Source organism: Amorphus coralli DSM 19760 (assembly GCF_000374525.1).
Classification (GTDB): Bacteria; Pseudomonadota; Alphaproteobacteria; order Rhizobiales; family Amorphaceae; genus Amorphus; species Amorphus coralli.
Genome location: NZ_KB894573.1, coordinates 179,721 through 196,257, shown reverse-complemented (window position 1 = coordinate 196,257; position 16,537 = coordinate 179,721). Strand labels below are relative to the sequence as shown.

Genomic DNA, 16,537 nt, shown 5'->3' with positions numbered 1-16,537 from the left:
TCTGGCGTCTCGAGTTCGATCAATCCGGGCCCCGCGGACCGGCACTAGTCCGACAGGGCTTCAAGGACCCGGCAGTCGGCGACGCGACCGCCGCGGCACTGGTCGAGGATACTGGAGAGTTCGGCCTCCAGCCTCTGTAGCGACCGGATCCGGTCTCTAACGTCGGCCAGCTGGGCGGAGCAGAGCCGATCCGCCGCCGCGCAGTCGCGGTTTGGGTGGTCGGACAGGTCGAGAAGCGCGCGGATGGCGTCGAGGGGGAAGCCCAGTTCACGGCCGTGCCTCACGAAGCGCAGCCGCCGCACGTCATCCTCCCCATAGGTGCGGTAGCCGGACGCGGCCCGCTGCGGCGGCGGTATCAGCCGGATCCGCTCGTAGTAGCGAATCGTCTCCGCCTTGCAGCCACTCAACCGGGCCAGTTGGCCTATGGAATATCGCTCCGGCATCACTGTTGACCCTGTAGTCACTACAACCCTCATTGTAGGCGGCGGACGATGCAAAGGACAGAGTGATGAGTGCCTCCTGCTGTGCGGCCACGCCGAGCGCACCCGACCCGAAACACCGCCGCATCCTGTGGGTGGTGCTGGCGATCAACGTCGCGGGCTTTCTCGTCGAGATCGTTGCGGGCCTGCAGGCCGGGTCCGCCTCTCTTCAGGCGGACGCGCTCGACTTCCTGGCCGACGCCGGCAATTACGCGATCAGCCTCATGGTGTTCGGAATGGCGCTGCGCTGGCGCGCCCTGGCGGCGCTCGCCAAGGGGGCATCCATGGGCATCTTCGGCCTCTGGGTGGTGGGCAGCACCGGCTGGTACGCCTGGCGTGGCGAGGTGCCGTCGGCTGACCTTATGGGCAGCATCGGCCTGATGGCTCTGGTCCTCAACGTGATCTGCCTGGTCCTGCTCACCGGTTTCCGCAGGGGCGACGCTAACATGCGCTCTGTCTGGGTATGCAGCCGCAACGACGTGATCGGCAACGTCGCGGTGATGCTGGCGGCGCTCGGTGTTTTCGGCACCGGGACCGGGTGGCCGGACATCGGGGTGGCCGCAGTGATGGCGACGCTGGCGCTCTGGGGGGCAGCGCAGGTGATGGGCGACGCGCTGCGTGAGCTTCGCATCGTTCGCGCGGGGGACGCGGAGGCGACGGGCTCGCCCTCGGTCCCGTAGAGGCTGACCTGGCGGTCTGAAGGCTGCCGGCCACGGAAACCCGGCGGCCTGATGGCCGATTTGATGACCGCTCGCGCGCCTACTGGTCCTGCGTCGTCCTGGTGACGGTCACCTCGACCTCCATGCCTGCGAACTGGCCGTCGCCCGCAAACGTGCCGCCCACGGGCTGCGCCTGGTGCGGCGAGCGGGTCGAGGCGACGCGGACCAGTTCGTGGCCCGCGACGATCTCGTTGGTCGGGTCGAATTCCATCCACCCGACACCGGGAATGAACACGTCCGCCCAGGCATGAGTGGCGCCGCCGCCCGTCAGCCCGTCCCCGCCGTCGGCCGCGGGATCGTAGAGGTAGCCGGTCACGAACCGCGTGGCGAAACCCAGGTCGCGCGCGGCCTCCATGAACAGGAAGGCGAAGTCCCGGCAGGTGCCGCTCGCGGTCGAGATGGTCTGGGCTGGCGTCTGAACGCCTTCCTCGTCGCGTCGCCGGTACTCGAAATTGTCGTGAATGGCGCTCGACAGGTGGTCGAGGACCGCCATGGTCGCGTCCGGGATCTCCGGCATTACCTCTTCCAGCCAGCGGGACACGACGGGCCGGTCCTCCGGGCACTGGATCATCAGCAGCGGCGCCAGGTCGATCCGGTCGTCGGCGTCATAGGAGAAGGGGAAAGCGGCGCTGTGCTCCTCGAAGGTGCGAACCGCCTCGTCCAGACCGTAGCGCTCCAGGTGAAGTTCGCTCTCGATCACCAGCGTGTCGGAAGGCTCGGTGAAGGTCAGGAACGCAACGGAATTGCCGAACGTATCGAAACCCCAACGTATCTCCGCCGACGGGCTCACGACGAGGCTGGACTCAAGCAGCCGCATGTCGTGGCCGTCGCGCGGGCGGAGCATGAGGCGGTGCTCGCCGAACGTCACCGGCTTGTCGTAGCGGTAGCGGGTGTGATGGCTGATACGGAGGGTCTGCATGGAAAGAAGGGGCCAATCCTGGCAAGCGGGCCTCGGGGCGAAGCCGCGACGGCGGAACAACGGGTAAGGCCGGAGTTGGTTGCACCCGGTCCATGCGGCAAGTGTGCGATATCGGCTTGATTGACGACAACGCACGCGCGACATAGGTCGCGTCCACCGTCCTTAGCCGAGAATCCGTCAGAACGTGACCCAGGAACCCCGCACGCGCCTACGTCCGTTCGAGGGTCTCGTCGTCCTCGCCACACTCGCGGCCGGCCTCGCCGTTCTTTTTGGCCCGGCCCTGCAGGAGGGATTGCCCCGGGTCAGCGGCGACATTTTCGACGGCCGCATCTTCATCGCCGTCCTTGAACACTGGTACGGGGTGCTGCAGGGGCAGAATCCGCCGCTCTCGCCGCGTTACTTCTACCCCAATGCGTTCACGCTGAGCTACGGCGATGCGCTGCTGGCCGGGGGGCTGATTTACTCTGTGCCGCGTGCGGCGGGCCTCGATCCCTTCGTCAGCCTGGAAGTCACCAATGCCGTCGTCTGCGCGATCGGTTTTGTCGCGACCTACCTGGTCGGTCGGCGGCTGCTCGGGGTGTCCGTGCTGCTGGCGCTGTTCGCAGCGCTGGTTGGACTGTGGTCGAATTCCCTGTCCATTCGTCTCATGCACGCCCAGCTGGTCTTTACGGCCTTCGTGCCCGTTGGCCTGCTGCTGGTTTGGCCGCATTTCCTGAAGCTGACCCGCTCGGGCGGTCGGTCGCCCTCCGGAGGCGGGGCCATCGTTCTCTCCGTGGCGGTGGTCGCCTTCTTCTATCTCTGGGCGATGACGTCCTTTTATTCGCTGTTCGCCTTCGTCCTCCTCATGCTGGTTGTGCTGGTCGCTGCCATCCTTCTCGACAGGGCCCTGTGTGACCGCGTCTGGAAGGCCATCCGACGTCCGTCGCCGGCTCTGATCGTCCTGGTCGCCGGTCTGGCGCTGGCGGCCATCGCCGTTTTCTGGCTCTACAGTCAGTCAGGCCATGGCGGTCACTCCGTGTCGTCCATGAAAGCCGGGACCCGGCTGCCGGCGGAGCTGTTCAATGTCGGCAGCTCCAACTGGGTGTGGGGTGGGGTCATGGACCGGATCATGCGCCCGCTCGGGGGCAACCCGGCCGATCCTTATGGCCTGTCGCCGGTGCTGCTTGTCGCGTTCCTGGCTTCACTGATCTGGCTGCTGCGTCTGTTCCACCGCCGCCACAAGGCGGCCGCGGGACGTGCGACGGAGCCCGACGTGAGCCGGGCGACGTTGGCCTGCGCGCTCGGCATCGGAGCGGTCGTGCTGGCGCTCTTCGCGCTGCGGTTCGGTCCCATGGCGCCATTCCAGCCGGTCTTCGTTGGCGTGCCGGGTGCGTCGGCCATTCGGCTGCCGGTGCGGTTCCTGCTGTTTATCGTGCCCGTCGTCGCCCTGGTGACGGCCTACGCCTTCGATCTCTTCGCGCGGCGGGGCAGGGCGGCCTCCGTCGTGGTCGCCATCGTGGCCCTGGTCATACTCGTCGAGCAGGGCCACAGCGAAAGCGCGCTGCGCACCGACCGCCACGCCGAGCAGGCCTTCCTGGATTCGCTCGGCAAGCCGCCTGCAGAGTGCAGGAGCTTCTATGTCTTCAACCCGCGCATTGGTCCGACGGACAACGACGCGGTCAACCGCTACTACGCGCATGGTGTCGATGCGATGATCATCGGCTCCTACCTCCGCATTCCATCCATCAACGGCATGGCGACTTTCTGGCCGGAGAACTGGAACGTGACCGCGCCCTTCGAGCCGGACTATCTGGACCGCGTCGCTGACTATGCCGAGCGCAAGGGGATCGCCGACGGAATCTGCGGCCTCGACCTGACGGAGCGGCGCTGGGTCATCGGGGCGCCGCAGTGACGCGCCAACGCGCCACGCCCGGTTCGGGGCGTCGCGCGCTTGCCTCCGCGGGGCTGCGCCGCTAAGGCAAGAGGCACAGTTTCAAGACCCGGGACGAGGCTCATGGTCGACTTCGCCACTTTGCGCAGCCGAATGGTCGAAAACCAGCTGCGGACCTACGACGTCACCGATCGGCGGATCCAGGACGCCATGGGCGAGATTCCCCGTGAGGTCTTCCTCCCTGCCAGCCGGCGCTCGCTTGCCTATCTCGACGAGCCGGTGGCTCTGATCGAGCCGCGGCCAGGCGATGGCGGCCGGTTCCTGACCCGTCCCGCCATCTTCGCGAAGATGCTTCAGGAAGCGGAGATCGAGAGCACCGACGTGGTCCTCGTCGTCGGTGCCGGCACGGGCTACCCGTGCGCGGTGGTCGGCCGGCTGGCCGACTCGGTGGTCGGCCTGGAATCGGACGAGGATCTGGGCAATCAGGCCAGCGATCTGCTGACCCGGGTCGGCGTGGAGAACGCGGCCGTGGTCGTCGGCCCGCTCGAGGCCGGCTGGGCGCCGGAGGCCCCCTACGACGTGATCGTCGTCGATGGCGCGGTCGAAACCCCGGTGGACACGCTCACTGCCCAACTCAAGGACGGCGGCCGGCTCGTGGTGATCGAGGGGCGGGGCCTTGCCGCGATGGCGACCGTCTATCGCCGCAGTGGCGATACCGTGGGACGCTGGCCGACCTTCAACGCGGCCGCGGCCGTTCTGCCCGGGTTCGAGAAGCCGGCAGAGTTCGTTTTTTGATATGAATCAAAGGGTTCCCCGAAATCTCCAAGATTTCGGGGCTGTTGCCGATTTGCCGCATTCGCACGGGGAAAGGTCCGGAAGTGCGGCTGGCGGATTTCCGTTCGGAAAAATCGACGCTACACCATCCTCTTAATGGTCCGTTAAACACCATTTCCAGCGGGGCCTTCGTCGCCGCTGAAAAGGGGGCTTTGTTGCGTATTGGATCGTCGAAAGCAGCCGGGCATGTCGCCCCGCTGACGCTCGCCGCGATTGTTCTGACCCTGGGAATGGCCCCGGTGGCCGCCCAGACCATGAAGGACTCGCTGGTCTCCGCCTATTCCACCAACCCGACGCTCAATCAGGCGCGAGCCCAGCTCCGCTCGATCGACGAAGGGGTGCCGATCGCGAAGTCGGGCATCCGCCCGCAGGTGTTCGCGAATCTGTCGGCGTCGTCGCAGTACACGTCCCTCAACGGCGTCTATTCGTCGGTGACGAGCACGAAGTTCAACTCCAGCGGGACCAACAACCCGCTGACGATGGCGATGACCTTCACGCAACCGCTGTTCCTGGGCTTCCAGACCAAGAACTCCGTGGCGCAGGCGGAGGCCGCAGTCCGGGCCCAGCGCGAACTGCTCCGTAACACCGAGCAGTCGGTGCTGCTCGACGCGGCCACCGCGTTCCAGGACGTGATCCAGAACGCCTCCATCGTTTCGCTGCGCAAGAGCGATGTCTCGTTCCTCAACGAACAGGTGAAGGCTTCCAACGACCGGCTTGAGGTCGGAGAGGGCACCCGTACCGACGTCAGCCAGTCCGAAGCGCGCTATGCCGAGGCGCAGTCGGATCTGAACTTCGCCGAGGCGAATCTGGCGTCGGCCCAGGCGACTTACAGGCAGGTGACCGGGCTTGAGGCCCGCAAGCTGGTCGACAACATCAACCTTGCGCCCAAGCTGCCTCCGACGCTCGATCGCTCGCTCGCCATCGGCCAGGACAATCATCCGGCCATCCAGTCGGCGATCCACAATGTCGACGTGGCGCTCTTCAACGTGAAGACGCTCGAAGGCGAGTTCCTGCCGGAAGTGTCGCTCAACGGCCAGGTCGGCCGGACCTACGACACCGGCACGGCCGACTATTCCGATTCCGCCCAGGTGACGCTGAACGTCGATATCCCGATCTATCAGGGCGGCCGCGTTTCGGCCCAGGTGCGCCAGGCGAAGGAAGACCTCGGATACGCGCGCATCCAGGTGGACATCCTCCGCGACCAGGTTCGTCAGGCCATCGTCTCTGCGTGGGCGAACTACAAGGCCGCGGTGGCTTCGATCCAGGCCGCCCGGACGGGTGTGTTCGCGCAGCAGCTCGCCCTGCAGGGCGTGATCGAAGAACAGAAGGTCGGCCAGCGGACCACGCTGGACGTGCTGGACTCCCAGCGCGACCTCGTCAGCGCCCAGGTGACGCTGGTGGAGGCCGAGCGCAATAAGGTCGTTGCGGCCTACGCGCTCCTGTCCGCCACCGGCCAGCTCGGCGTCGATGAGCTCAGCCTGCAAGTGGCGCGCTATCAGCCGAAGCAGCACTACCAGGCCGTCAAGGACAAGTGGTTCGGCCTGCGGACCCCGGACGGGCGCTGATCAGCCGGGCAAGGGCCGCGTAACAGCCGCGGCGCCTCTGGCGCCGCGTGCAACGCTGGGTTTTCCCCTATTCCATCACAGGTAAAGTCGCCGTGCGAGTTCGCCACGCACGCTGCTGCTGGTACCATGGTTAACGGCAGATGATTCGCGGTCTCCGGCTTTCGTCGGTCCTGCTGCGAGGGGATTCGGAGTAGAGCGATGGCTTCGGCGCAGCCGAAATACGACCCGTCGATGGAAGAGCTTCTCGCATCCATCCGGCGCATCATCTCCGAAGATGACGAACAGCCGGGCACGGCAATCCAGGATCCCGCATTCGGTCTTGAAAACGCCTTCGGGACCGAACCGGCCCTCGAGGATGACTTCGGCGGGCTCGACCCGGCGACGCTGCCGGACCTGATCGAGCAGAGCATCCGCGAAGCCTTTCCTTCCGAGGAGCAGTCCGGCACCTGGGGAGAGGCGGAAATGAACGCCTTCTCCGCCGCGCTCACCGCGGACGAGGACGAAGGCGACGATCCGCTCGCCTATTTGCAGGACAACGCACCTGCCGAGTGGGAGGAGCAGCAGGCTGCCGATTCCGTCGACACCCACAGCTTCGAGCCTTTCTCCCGTCCCGAGGGGGCAGCGCCCGAGTCGGCCGATCCTGACCCCACGATCCTCGCCTCGCAGGCGTTCGTCGCGGCGGATGCTCAGGAGATCCGACGGCTCATGTCAGGACGCAGCGAAGAGACGGTCGGAGCAGCCTTCGATGATCTCGCTCGCCGGGTGGAGCAGCCGGTAAGCCGTAGCCTGGAAGACGTCGTCCAGGATTGTCTGCGCCCGATGTTGCAGGACTGGCTGGATCAGAATTTGCCGCCCATCGTGGAACGGATGGTGCAGCAGGAGATCGACCGCGTCGCCCGTCGACGCTAGTTGCCGTGCCGGACCGGGCAGGCTTTCGCCCGGGCAGACATGACGACGGATACGGCCTGCCGGTGGGACGCGCCTTTCGCGTCACGCCTGTCGGCCAGCCCTGCGCCTGACAGGTGCGGTCGAGCGTGCGGCGGGATAGTGCGCAGTGCATCGCCCGCCGGTCTGTGGTGCGTACGGTTTCGCGTATCTTCCTCCCACCAACTCCAAGCCGCGCCGCAAGGCGCGGTTCTTCTGTCGGGGCGTCGCTTTGCCGGGCAAAGAAGCCGATGCGCCCTTCGGCACGCTGCCCATGTTGACGGCACGGTCCGCTATGGGCTTTACGAACGGAACGTTCGGCGAGAACGCCACGCAAACCCCGGATTTGGTTCCCAATGCTCGACAAGACGTATGACGCCGCGGCCGTTGAGCCGCGCATCGCCAATCAATGGGAAGAGGCCGGCGCCTTTCGGGCGGGCGCCGGGGCGAAAGAGGGGGCTGCGCCCTTCACCATCGTGATCCCGCCGCCGAACGTGACCGGCTCGCTGCACATGGGGCACGCGCTGAACAACACGCTGCAGGACGTTCTGGTGCGCTTCGAGCGCATGCGTGGTCGCGACGTGCTGTGGCAGCCGGGCACCGACCATGCCGGCATCGCCACGCAGATGGTGGTGGAGCGGCAGCTCGCCGAGCGCCAGGAACCGGACCGCCGCTCCATGGGCCGCGAGGCCTTTGTCGAGCGCGTCTGGTCGTGGAAGGCGGAATCCGGCGGCACCATCCAGAACCAACTGTTCCGGCTCGGCGCCTCGTGCGACTGGAGCCGCGAGCGCTTCACCATGGACGACGGCCTCTCGGCTGCGGTGCTGGAGGTCTTCGTCAAGCTCCATGCCGACGGGCTGATCTACCGCGACAAGCGGCTGGTAAACTGGGACCCGCGCTTCCTGACCGCGATCTCCGACCTGGAGGTGCAGCAGGTCGAGGTGAAGGGCAACCTCTGGCACTTCCGCTACCCGATCGAGGGTGGCGCGACCTACGAGGCCCCCATCGCCTGGGACGAGGAGACCGGCGAGCCCACCGAGTACGAGACGCGCGACTACATCGTCGTCGCCACCACCCGTCCGGAAACGATGCTGGGCGATACCGCCGTCGCGGTGCATCCCGACGATCCGCGCTACCAGGGCCTCATCGGCAAGCACGTCGTGCTGCCGCTGGTCGGGCGCCGGATCCCGATCGTCGGCGACGACTACGCCGATCCGGAGACGGGCTCCGGTGCGGTGAAGATCACGCCGGCCCACGATTTCAACGACTTCGAGGTCGGACGTCGCCACGACCTCGCGATGATCAACATCCTCGACGAGGAGGCGCGCCTCTCTCTCGACGGCAACGAGGCTTTTCTCGCCGGTGTCGGCGACGATGCCAACTTCGCAGATGTGATGGCGCTTCACGGCATCGAGCGCTTCAAGGCGCGCGACGCGATCGTCGCCCTCATGGAAGCGCGCGAGCTGCTCGCCGAGATCGAGCCGCATGTCCACATGGTGCCGCACGGCGACCGCTCCGGCGTCGTCATCGAGCCGTTCCTGACCGACCAGTGGTACGTCGATGCCGCGACGCTGGCGAAGCCTGCCATGGAGGCGGTCCGCAAGGGCGACACGACCTTCGTTCCGGGCAACTGGGAGCGCGTGTACTTCGAGTGGATGGAAAACATTCAGCCGTGGTGCATCTCGCGCCAGCTCTGGTGGGGCCACCAGATCCCGGCGTGGTACGGGCCGGACGGTGCCGTCTTCGTCGCCAAGACCGAGGACGAGGCGCTGGCGGCCGCGTCTGAGCGGTTCGGTAGACCGGCCTCGGTGGCCGGCAAGGCGGAAGCCGTGGCGTCGTGGGAGGCCGGGGCAGGGGATAGCGTCGCGCTCTACCGAGACGAGGACGTCCTCGACACCTGGTTCTCCTCGGCGCTGTGGCCCTTTTCCACGCTCGGCTGGCCGGAGAAGACGCCTGAGCTCGCGCGTTACTATCCGACCAGTGTGCTCGTCACCGGTTTCGACATCATCTTCTTCTGGGTCGCCCGGATGATGATGATGGGGCTGCAGTTCACCGAACAGGCGCCGTTCCACACGGTCTATATTCACGCCCTCGTCCGCGACGAGAAGGGCGCCAAGATGTCGAAGTCGAAGGGCAACGTCATCGATCCCATCGAGCTGATCGACCAGTTCGGGGCCGATGCGCTGCGCTTCACGCTCGCCGCGATGGCGGCCCAGGGCCGTGACATCAAGCTCTCGCCGGCGCGTGTCCAAGGATATCGCAACTTCACGACCAAGCTGTGGAACGCCGCCCGCTTCGCCGAGATGAACGGCTGCAAGCCGGTGGCCGACTTCGATCCCGATGGTGTCCAGGAGACGCTGTCCAAGTGGATCGTGGTGGAGACGGCCCGCACCGCTGCCGCCGTCACCGAGGCCATCGAGACCTACCGCTTCAACGACGCGGCCGGTGCCGTCTATTCCTTCACCTGGCATTCCTTCTGCGACTGGTATCTGGAGCTGTCCAAGCCTGTCCTGCAGGGCGACGACAGCCCGGCCAGGCGCGAGCTTCAGGCGGTGACGGCCTGGGTCCTCGACGAGATCGTCAAGCTGCTGCACCCGTTCATGCCGTTCCTGACGGAGGAGCTCTGGGCGCGCACGGCCGAGGAGGCCGGCATTCAGCGTCGCAAGCTTCTGGCGCTCACCGCGTGGCCGCAGCGGGCCGTGGCGGACAACGCGGCCGCGCGCGAAATCAACTGGCTCGTCGACCTGATCAGCCAGATCCGCTCGGTCCGGGCCGAGGTCAACGTCCCGGCTGGCTCCCCGATTCCGATCGTGCTCGTCGGGGCCGGGGCGCAGGAGCGTGGTTGGATCGCCACCCACAAGGCGGCGATCAAGCGGCTGGCGCGGGTGGAACAGATTTCCGAGGCCGATGCGCCGCCGCCCCAGTCAGCGCAGGTCATCCTCGGCGACGTGGCGGTCTGCCTGCCGCTCGCAGGCGTGGTCGATCTGGACGCCGAGCGCGCTCGTCTGAAGAAGGAGCTCGACCGGCTCGCCGGCGAGATCAAGAAGATCGACGGCAAGCTCTCCAACCCGTCCTTCGTGGAGCGGGCTCCGGAAGAGGTCGTCGAGGAACAGCGCGAGCGCCGCGAGGAGGCAGAAAGCCGCCGGGTGAAGGTCGAGGCGGCCCTGGGCCGGCTCTAACGCGGGCCGCCCCGCGGCCCTCCGCATGCCCGCCCTGCGCCGATTGGCGCCGCGGGTGCTGCGGGAGGCCTGTAGGACAGCCCTGATCGGTGAGTAAGGGGGACAACGATGCCGGAAGCGCAGGACTGGTCGGCGGAGCGCTACGTGCGGGACGCGGGGTTTGTGGCAACCCTCGGGGCCGGGGCGGTCGAATGGCTTGCCCCGAAGGCAGGCGAACGTATTCTCGACCTGGGCTGTGGCGACGGCGCGTTGACGGCGGACATCGCCGCGGCCGGCGCCACGGTGGTGGCGGTCGATGCCAGTGCCGACATGGTCGAGGCGGCGAAGGCCCGTGGCCTAGACGCGCATCGGGTCGATGGCGAGCACCTGGCGTTCGGCCCGGAATTCGATGCGGTTTTCTCCAACGCCGCGCTGCACTGGATGACGGGCGCCGATGCTGTGGCGGCGGGCGTCTTCCGGGCGCTGAAACCCGGCGGCCGGTTCGTCGCGGAATTCGGGGGCTTCGCCAATTGCGCGGCCATCGTCACGGCGCTTTTCGCTGCCGCGCAGGACAGGAGGCTGCCGGCCGAACTCGCCAAGCCCTGGTACTTCCCGACCGAGGCCGCCTATGCCGACGTTCTGTCGCGGGCCGGCTTCACAGTCGAGCGCACGCTTCGCTTCCCGAGGCCGACGCCGGTGCCGGCGGGCATGCGGGCCTGGCTCGAAGTGTTCCGCGCTCCCTTCTTCGACGCCTGCGGCGCCGACCGTGAGGCGGTTCTCGACAAGGTGGTCGCCCTGCTGGAGCCGTCGCTGTGCGACGAGGCGGGAAACTGGACGGCCGACTATGTGCGGCTGCGCGTCGCCGCGACGAAGCCGGCCTGACCACGGGTCGAGAGGGGCGCGGAGCGGCGTGTCGCCTGCGGCCTTTTCCGCCTGCCGGTCAAGTGCTAAGCAGATGCCCGATCCGGCGGGACGGGCGCGTGGGCGTTCGTCGGCAAGAAAGACGAGAGGTCAGCCTCCATCATGGTGTTGAGCGTACGGAGCATCGTCAGCGCGGCCGCCCTGGCGTTGGCGGTGACGACGGCCGCACCCGCTGCCATGGCCGAGCCGATCCAGAACCCGGTGGCCCGCTTCTCCGGCCTGGACAAGATCACCGGCCGGATCATCTCCTTCGACGTCTATGTCGGCGAAACGGTCCAGTTTGGCGCGCTCCGCGTTACCCCGCGCTCCTGCCACACGCAGCCGCCCAGCGAGGAGCCGAAGACCACCGGCTTCGTCGAGATCGACGAGATCACGCTCGACAACAAGATCCAGCGCATCTTCACGGGCTGGATGTTCGCCTCCAGCCCAGGTCTCAACGCCGTCGACCATGCCGTCTATGACGTCTGGCTCACCGACTGCGTGGTCCGCTCCGACGTGCCGGCGCCGCCCGGCTTCGATTCCTCGCAGTTTGCGGAGGATTCCATGGGGCTGATCACCCGGCCCGACGGTTGGTTCCCGCTGCCGCCGCGCCGTCCGGTGCAGGAAAACTACGAGATCCCGGACCCGTCGGTCATCGAGGACTAAAGCTTCTCGATAAGGAGCCTTGCTCCCGGCTTCGGTGGCAAAACGGGTCGCCGTGGTCGGCCGTCTCCGTCAGGTTTCGCGCATCGAAACCTCGGAGGCAGGAATCATGTTTCTTCAAGGCAAGGTTGTCATCGTCACCGGCGCCAGCAGTGGCATCGGAGCGGCCGCGGCGCGGCAACTCGCGAGACAAGGTGCGCGCCTCGTCCTGTCAGCTCGCCGCAAGGATCGCCTCGAACGCGTTGCCGATGAGGTCCGCGACCTGGGCTCGAGCGTCGTGACCGTTCGAGGAGACGTTGGTGAGGAAGACCACGCCCGCGCTTTGGTCGACGCTGCGGTCTCCACGTTCGGTGGTCTCGACGCCGCCTTCAACAATGCCGGGACGGTGGGCGAGATGGCCCCAGTCGGCGATCTTCTGGTGGGAACGTGGGAGCGCGTGCTGCGGACCAATCTCACGAGCGGCTTCCTCCTTGCCCGGCACCAGCTGCCGGCGCTGCAGGCGCGTGGGGGCGGCTCGATCGTGTTCACCTCGTCCTTTGTGGGACACACCACCGGCCTGCCCGGAATGGGCGCCTACGCGGCGGCTAAGGCGGGTCTGATCGGACTGGCCCGATCGATCGCGGTTGATTACGGCGATCGAGGTATCAGAGCCAATGCCCTGCTCCCGGGTGGGACAGATACGGAGATGGCGCCGAACGACCCGGATGCCCGGGCCTTTGTTAGCGGGCTGCATGCGCTCAAGCGGATGGCGTCGCCGGAAGAAATCGCCAATGCAGCCGGTTTCCTCCTCTCTGATGGTGCCTCGTTCGTCACCGGTTCCGCCTTCGTGGTCGATGGCGGCAATTCCATGAGCAAGGTGTAGGGAGGCATGTCGGCTCAGTGGCCCGCGGCCAGCGGTTCAGATCGACTGGCCGAGCGCGGCGAGCGCCTCCGCGCCGCTTGCTTGGCGGGGGAGGGCGAAGAAGTCCGCGTCCACGGGCAGGGCGGCCTCCAGCTGTGTATGGTAGACGCGGCGGCTGATTTCCAGGGCGCCGAACCGGGCCAAGTGATCGGTCAGGAACTGGGCATCCAGGAGCACGAAGCCGCCGGCGCGAAGCCGTGCCACCAGATGGACCAGCGCGACCTTGGACGCGTCCCGGGCGCCGGTGAACATGCTCTCGCCGAAGAAGACGCCACCGAGGCGCACGCCGTAAAGGCCGCCGACCAGGGCGTCGCCCTGCCAGGCCTCTACCGAATGGCAATGACCGAGCGTGTGGAGCTCCGTGTAAAGGCGGTGGATGCGGGCGTTGATCCAGGTGCGGCGCCGGTTCTCGCCGGGCGTGGCGCAGCCCTCGATCACTTGCGGCAGTGCGGTGTCGATGCGGATCGTGAACTTGTCCTGGCGGACGGTGCGCTGCAGCCGGCGCGGCAGGTGAAAGCCATCGAGCGGCAGCACGCCGCGCCGCTCGGGCTCGATCCAAAACAATCCCGGATCGTCTGCCGATTCCGCCATCGGGAAGATGCCGCAGGCATAGGCCTTGAGCAGCACGTGGGGCGTGATCTCGAAGAGAACGTCCTGGGGTTCGGCCATGACCGGCAAGGCTCCTGGCTGCGGTCTCGGGGCACGCCCGGATCAGGCGGGTCCCGAACCGTCAGTCCCAAGGGTGGCGCCTTCAGCTCGTCTCGGCAAGATAGGCTTCCAGCCAGTGGATGTCATAGCGGCCGTCGGCGATATCGGGATGGTCGACCAGCGCCCGGAACAGCGGGATGGTGGAGTTGATCCCGTCCACGACGAACTCGTCGAGGCAGCGGCGCAGGCGCATCAGGCATTCGACGCGGTTGCGCCCATGCACGATCAGCTTGCCGATCAGGCTGTCGTAATAGGGCGGGATGACGTAGCCTTGGTAGACGCCGGAATCGACCCGCACGCCAAGCCCGCCGGGGGTGTGGAAGTGCGAGATTCGACCGGGTGACGGCATGAAGGTGCGCGGGTCCTCGGCGTTGATGCGGCACTCGATGGCGTGGCCCTCGAACGTGACATCTTCCTGAGAGAAGGACAGCGACGCGCCTGCCGCGACGCGGATCTGCTCGTGCACGATGTCGATGCCGGTGATCATCTCCGTCACCGGATGCTCCACCTGCAGCCGGGTGTTCATCTCGATAAAGTAGAACTCGCCGTTCTCGTAAAGAAACTCGATGGTACCTGCGCCGGAATATTGCAGCTTGCGCATGGCCGCCGCGACGGTTTCGCCGATCTGCTCGCGCTGCTCGGTGTTGAGGGCGGGGGAAAGGGCCTCTTCCCAGACCTTCTGGTGGCGGCGCTGCAGCGAACAGTCGCGTTCGCCCAGATAGACCGCATTGCCCTTGCCGTCGCCAAGCACCTGGATCTCGATGTGGCGGGGCGTGCCGAGATATTTCTCGAGGTAGACGGACGAATCGCCAAAAGCCGACTGGGCCTCGGCCCGGGCGTTGGCCAGGGCGTTTTCCAGCTCCTGCGGGCTGCGCGCGACCTTCATGCCACGTCCGCCGCCGCCGGCGGCCGCCTTGACCAAGACCGGGTAGCCGATGTCGTCGGCGATGCGCCGGGCGTCGGCGTAGTTGTCGACGCCGCCTTCCGAACCGGGCACCACCGGGATGCCGAGTTCCATGGCGGTGCGCTTCGCCTCGATCTTGTCTCCCATGATGCGGATGTGTTCCGCCTTGGGACCGATGAAGGCGATGCCATGCGCCTCGAGAATTTCCGCGAAGCGCGCGTTCTCCGAAAGGAAGCCGTATCCGGGATGAATGGCCTCCGCCCCGGTGATCTCGCAGGCGGACACGAGGGCGGGAATGTGGAGATAGCTGTCGCGGGCGGGCGGCGGGCCGATGCAGACGCTTTCGTCGGCAAGGCGCACATGCATGGCATCGGCGTCGGCGGTCGAATGGACCGCGACGGTCTTGATACCGAGTTCCTTGCACGCGCGCTGGATGCGCAGCGCGATCTCACCGCGGTTGGCGATCAGGACCTTGGAGAACATCGCGCGGCCGCCTACTCGACTGCCACGAGGGGTTCGCCGAACTCGACCGGCTGACCATCCTCGACGTAGATCGCGGTGATCTTGCCGCTGCGGGGCGCCGGGATCTGGTTCATCGTCTTCATCGCTTCCACGATCAGGATCGTCTGTCCTTCCTGAACCGTGTCGCCGACCTCGACATAGGGGCGGGCGCCGGGTTCGGGCGCGAGATAGGCTGTGCCGACCATCGGCGACTTCACGGCGTCGGCAGACGCGTCACGACCGCCGCGGGCCGGAGCGGGTTCGGCGAGAGCGGCGCGCTCGACCGGCGCAGCCGGTGCTGCCGCAACCGCCGTCGCCGCGACGGCGCGCGAGACGCGCACGCGCAGTCCCTCCTGCTCGACCTCGAGTTCGGTCAGGTCGGTTTCGTGGAGCAGCCCGGCAAGGGCGCGGATGAGGTCCTGGTCGATCGGGGATGTTGAGCTGGACATGTCCGGTGGTGGTTGTCGTTGCGGGAATAGCTTCTTCATTGGTGGGCACGGCTCCGGCTGCAGCGGGAGAGGGTGCGCTTCGCCCGCTCGAAACCGAGCCGTTCTCCGACGGCTGCTGCTGGTCAGCGAGACACGACGGTTCCCCGTCACGTCACCATGCTGCGCCCGACCCCATCAACGTTCGGTAAACGGTGATGGTTCGGGGTCGCGCGCCACCGTCCGCGCCCCTTGCGAGGCGCTGCCCTTATAGGACGGCGCGCCGCCGAGAGAAAGGGGCGGCGCTTTTCCGCGCTGCGGGCCCGTTTACTGGAGTTCGGTCACACGGCCCTGGAGCGTGTCGTAGCCGACCGCGCCCACGAACACCGTGTCGCCCACCACGTAGGAGGGGGTGCCCGTCAGGCCGAGGGCGTTGGCCAGGGTGTAGACTTCCTCGATGGTCGCCTGGACGACGTCGGCGTCCATCGCGGTTTCGACGGCGCTGCGGTCGAGCCCCAGCTGCTCGACGACCGCGAGGGCGGCCTGGGCATCGACCCGGCCGTCAGACGCAAGCAGCGCATCGTGGAACTCGCCGTAGCGATCCGGTGCGACCTCGTTGACAGCGATGCCGACCTGCGCGGCTTCGACCGACTCCGGTCCGAGCACCGGGAATTCCTTCAGGACGACGCGCAGGTCGGGATTGGCTTCGATCAGCTTGTTGAGATCCTCGCCCGCGCGGCGGCAGTAGCCGCAATTATAGTCGAAGAACTCGACCAGGGTGACTTCGCCTTCGGGATTGCCGAGCACCACCTGACGCGGCGAATTGAACAGCGCCTCCTTGTTGTCGGAAACCGCATCCTGCTGGGCGACGCTCTCGGCCTGGCGGCGGCGCTCCTGAAGGGCGGTGAACGCCTCTTCCAGGATCTCCGGGTTCTCCAGGAGATAGCCGCGGACGATGGATTCAATCTCGGACTTCTGGTCGGCCGAAAATTCCGCGGCGGATGCCGGCACGGCGAAGCTGGCCGTGGTCAGGGCGAGGGCGAGGCAGGCGGTCCGAAGCCGCATGG

General features: G+C 66.9%; 15 protein-coding genes. 9 read left to right on the top strand and 6 right to left on the bottom strand.

Annotation, left to right across the window (positions count from 1 at the left end; genetic code table 11):
* Positions 1 to 44 precede the first annotated feature (44 nt).
* A complete protein-coding gene (locus C507_RS0111660; RefSeq protein ID WP_018699881.1) occupies positions 45 to 443 on the bottom strand; it encodes a MerR family transcriptional regulator in 399 nt (132 codons plus the stop codon).
* A gap of 65 nt (positions 444 to 508) precedes the next feature.
* Here C507_RS0111660 and C507_RS0111655 point away from each other — a divergent pair, with 65 nt between their 5' ends.
* Positions 509 to 1,159, top strand: coding sequence for a cation efflux transmembrane domain-containing protein (locus C507_RS0111655; protein WP_018699880.1), 651 nt, complete (start codon positions 509 to 511; stop codon positions 1,157 to 1,159).
* A gap of 79 nt (positions 1,160 to 1,238) precedes the next feature.
* On the opposite strand, the gene C507_RS0111650 is transcribed toward C507_RS0111655, so the two are convergent.
* On the bottom strand, positions 1,239 to 2,117 hold the full coding sequence (locus tag C507_RS0111650; protein WP_018699879.1) for a transglutaminase family protein: 879 nt from the start codon (positions 2,115 to 2,117) through the stop codon (positions 1,239 to 1,241).
* A 184-nt stretch (positions 2,118 to 2,301) separates the two neighbouring features.
* Here C507_RS0111650 and C507_RS21135 point away from each other — a divergent pair, with 184 nt between their 5' ends.
* From C507_RS21135 to C507_RS0111605, 8 genes are all read left to right on the top strand, one after another.
* Positions 2,302 to 4,008 carry a hypothetical protein gene (locus tag C507_RS21135; RefSeq protein ID WP_018699878.1) on the top strand — a complete coding sequence of 569 codons (1,707 nt, stop codon included), beginning with the start codon at positions 2,302 to 2,304 and terminating at the stop codon, positions 4,006 to 4,008.
* 102 nt (positions 4,009 to 4,110) lie between these two features.
* The gene (locus C507_RS0111640) at positions 4,111 to 4,782 is read left to right on the top strand and encodes a protein-L-isoaspartate O-methyltransferase family protein (protein ID WP_018699877.1); all 672 of its coding nucleotides are present in this window, start codon (positions 4,111 to 4,113) and stop codon (positions 4,780 to 4,782) included.
* Positions 4,783 to 5,051: 269 nt separating this feature from the next.
* The gene (locus C507_RS0111635) at positions 5,052 to 6,386 is read left to right on the top strand and encodes a TolC family outer membrane protein (protein ID WP_018699876.1); all 1,335 of its coding nucleotides are present in this window, start codon (positions 5,052 to 5,054) and stop codon (positions 6,384 to 6,386) included.
* 198 nt (positions 6,387 to 6,584) lie between these two features.
* Entirely contained in the window at positions 6,585 to 7,295 is a 711-nt protein-coding gene (locus C507_RS0111630) for a DUF2497 domain-containing protein (protein WP_018699875.1), read from the top strand.
* A gap of 371 nt (positions 7,296 to 7,666) precedes the next feature.
* Positions 7,667 to 10,489, top strand: coding sequence for a valine--tRNA ligase (locus C507_RS0111625; RefSeq protein ID WP_018699874.1), 2,823 nt, complete (start codon positions 7,667 to 7,669; stop codon positions 10,487 to 10,489).
* Between the two features lie 108 nt (positions 10,490 to 10,597).
* On the top strand, positions 10,598 to 11,350 hold the full coding sequence (locus tag C507_RS0111620; protein ID WP_018699873.1) for a class I SAM-dependent methyltransferase: 753 nt from the start codon (positions 10,598 to 10,600) through the stop codon (positions 11,348 to 11,350).
* A gap of 141 nt (positions 11,351 to 11,491) precedes the next feature.
* The gene (locus C507_RS21130; RefSeq protein ID WP_156829270.1) at positions 11,492 to 12,034 is read left to right on the top strand and encodes a DUF2155 domain-containing protein; all 543 of its coding nucleotides are present in this window, start codon (positions 11,492 to 11,494) and stop codon (positions 12,032 to 12,034) included.
* A 103-nt stretch (positions 12,035 to 12,137) separates the two neighbouring features.
* Positions 12,138 to 12,893, top strand: coding sequence for an SDR family oxidoreductase (locus C507_RS0111605; protein WP_210162131.1), 756 nt, complete (start codon positions 12,138 to 12,140; stop codon positions 12,891 to 12,893).
* Positions 12,894 to 12,929: 36 nt separating this feature from the next.
* On the opposite strand, the gene aat is transcribed toward C507_RS0111605, so the two are convergent.
* From aat to C507_RS0111585, 4 genes are all read right to left on the bottom strand, one after another.
* Positions 12,930 to 13,601: a leucyl/phenylalanyl-tRNA--protein transferase gene (gene aat / locus C507_RS0111600; protein ID WP_018699869.1), complete on the bottom strand. Its 672-nt coding sequence runs from the start codon at positions 13,599 to 13,601 to the stop codon at positions 12,930 to 12,932.
* Between the two features lie 82 nt (positions 13,602 to 13,683).
* Positions 13,684 to 15,027, bottom strand: a complete 1,344-nt coding sequence (gene accC, locus C507_RS0111595; protein ID WP_018699868.1) for an acetyl-CoA carboxylase biotin carboxylase subunit — start codon at positions 15,025 to 15,027, stop codon at positions 13,684 to 13,686.
* An 11-nt stretch (positions 15,028 to 15,038) separates the two neighbouring features.
* Positions 15,039 to 15,494, bottom strand: coding sequence for an acetyl-CoA carboxylase biotin carboxyl carrier protein (accB, locus tag C507_RS0111590; RefSeq protein ID WP_018699867.1), 456 nt, complete (start codon positions 15,492 to 15,494; stop codon positions 15,039 to 15,041).
* Between the two features lie 303 nt (positions 15,495 to 15,797).
* The gene (locus tag C507_RS0111585) at positions 15,798 to 16,535 is read right to left on the bottom strand and encodes a DsbA family protein (RefSeq protein WP_018699866.1); all 738 of its coding nucleotides are present in this window, start codon (positions 16,533 to 16,535) and stop codon (positions 15,798 to 15,800) included.
* Positions 16,536 to 16,537 lie beyond the last annotated feature (2 nt).